General features: G+C 72.5%; 2 protein-coding genes. Both read left to right on the forward strand.

Annotation, left to right across the window (positions count from 1 at the left end; genetic code table 11):
• The first annotated feature begins 198 nt into the window (after positions 1-198).
• Complete coding sequence (gene mycP / locus FNH05_RS36060; RefSeq protein WP_144593319.1) at positions 199-1,485, forward strand: type VII secretion-associated serine protease mycosin; 1,287 nt, start codon at positions 199-201, stop codon at positions 1,483-1,485.
• 75 nt (positions 1,486-1,560) lie between these two features.
• Positions 1,561-2,452 (forward strand): serine/threonine protein kinase (locus FNH05_RS36065; protein WP_144593320.1); only part of this gene is annotated, 892 nt, incomplete at its 3' end.

The raw sequence follows: 2,452 nt of genomic DNA on the forward strand, positions 1-2,452 counted from the left end.
GTCCCTTCACAGTCAAATCGACTGTGAAGGGACCCTTCACGGCCAACACTCACGCGACTTTGCCGGGGCCCTGGCCGATACGACCGTGCCCTCAAGGTGGTTGTGAGGGCACGACCCTGCCGCCGGAATCGGTCCCCTCCCCTGACCTATAGCGGCCACGCCACGCTTGTGGCGCCGTGGGTGCCGCAGTATCGCGGGGTGAACCGACACCGTCTGGCTTCGATCGCCACCGTGTTCGCGGTGGCGGCCCTCCAGTTGTCCCTCGGCGGCGGAACGGCGCACGCCGCACCCCCGCCGGGGGCCTGCACCGACGCGCAACCAGCGCACCCCGACATCACCGCCCAGCCCTGGGCCCAGCAGACACTCGCGCCCGAGACGGCCTGGCCCTACAGCCGCGGGGCAGGCGTGCTGGTGGCGGTGGTCGATTCCGGGGTGGATGCCGACCATCCGCAGCTGCGCCGCCCTGGCAAGGTCCTCGCGGGCCGGGATTTCGCGGCGGCGCGCGCCTTTCCGGGGAACTTCGACTGCGATTCCCACGGCACCGCCGTAGCGAGCATCATCGCCGCCGACGCCCTGCCGGGCGTCGGCTTCCATGGCGTGGCGCCGGACGCGACGCTCCTTCCGGTGCGGGTCAGCGACCGGGACATCGGCGACCGGGGGGAAACCCTGCGGATCAACCCCCAGGTGATCGGCGCGGGCATTCGCTACGCGGTCGACCAGGGCGCGCGGGTGCTCAACCTGTCGCTGGCCGGCCTGGCCGACTACTCCCCGATCCGTGACGCCGTCGCCTACGCGGTGGCCAGGGACGTCGTGGTGGTGGCCGCGGCGGGCAACGCGCAGCAGAACACTTCGACGGAGCTCCCTTCGTATCCCGCCGCCTATCCCGGTGTGCTCGGGGTGGGCGCGGTGGACATCAACGGAGCGCGCGCGTCCACCTCGCAGATCGGGCCGTATGTCGGACTGGTCGCGCCCGGTGCGGGGGTGCTGGCCGCGACGAGAGTGGGCGGTCACGCCTACGTCGACGGCAGCAGTTTCGCCACGCCCTTCGTCGCGGGGACGGCGGCACTGGTGCGGGCAGCCTGGCCGCAGTTGTCCGCGCCCGAGGTCATCCGTCGACTGGAGGCCACCGCGAGCCCCGCGCGGGGCGGCCAGGCCAGTGACGCCTACGGGGCCGGTCTGGTGAACCCGTACCGCGCCGTCACCGACGGGATGGACCTGGCACCGGCGGCGGGCCTCCCGGCCTATCACCCGGCCCCGGTGGATACGGCCGCGCTCGCGCACACCGCGTGGGTGCACGACACGACGTCCACCGCGACCTGGCTGGCCTTCGGAGGAGCCGGCGCGATGGTGCTGGTGGCCTTGGTCTTCGTCGTCGTGCCCCGTGGCCGGCGGCGGGCCTGGCAACCCGGGCGGGCCGCGTCCGTGGCGGCCGAACCGGCCGGAAACGAGCCCCCCGAACAGATTTCGCTGCTTCAGCGGTCCTGAGGGAGGAAGGCCGACCGGAGGCAGGAACCTGCCTCGGGGGCCCGTAACCCCTTGTCCTGGGAGGAGAATGGGTGCATGAGCGTCGAGAGCTGCGAAGTGGTCGCCGGCCTGAAGCTGCTCGCCGAAGGACCGGTCGCCACGGTCTACGCGGGCCAGTGGGGCGGCGCCGAAGTCGCGGTCAAGGTGTTCGGCGAAGGCTTCGACCGCGAAACGACCGCTTCGTTCGACCGTGAGCGCAAGGCGCTCGACACCCTGCGGGCCGAGCGCGCGATCCTGCCCGCCGACGGCGTGACCGAGCTTCCCGACGGCCGCTCGGGCGTGCGGATGGAGCTGTGCCGGGGTTCACTGGGCGGGTTGCTCGGTTCGGGCAAGGCGCTGGCGGTGCGTGACGCGCTCGCCGTGGGCTGGACGGTCGCCGCCGCGCTGGCCGCGGCGCACCAGGTGGGCGTGGTGCATGGCGGGGTCACGCCGCACAACGTGCTGTACCGCCAGTCCGGCGAACTGACTCTCGCCGACTTCGGTTTGGCCCTGCGCCGCCGGTTTCCGCGCGATCCGATGCACACGGTGGAATACGCCGCTCCGGAGTCGCTGCGCGAGGACACCTTGTCGGTGACCTCGGACCTGTACGGTCTCGGCGCGGTGGTGTTCGCCGCGCTGACCGGAGCGCCGCCGTTTCCCCACCGGACCGGGCAGCAGCCCGGTGAGCGGATTCTGCAGGTGCTGCGTGATCCGGTACCACCGCTGGACGTTCCCGGCATCCCGCCCGGACTGTCCGAAGTGGTCGGCCGCCTGCTGGCCAAGGATCCCGCCGACCGGCCGCAGGACGCGGTGGTGGTGGCGGAGCTGTTCGAGCGCATGTACCGGTCCGAGGCGGGCCACAACGACGTCGAGGACGAGTTCGACGATTTCGCCGGGACGGCACCGGCCGCCCCGCCCCCGCCACCGTCGGCGCCCCTGTCCGAACCGG

Origin of the sequence: Amycolatopsis rhizosphaerae (genome assembly GCF_007713715.1) — a bacterium.
Classification (GTDB): Bacteria; Actinomycetota; Actinomycetes; order Mycobacteriales; family Pseudonocardiaceae; genus Amycolatopsis_E; species Amycolatopsis_E rhizosphaerae.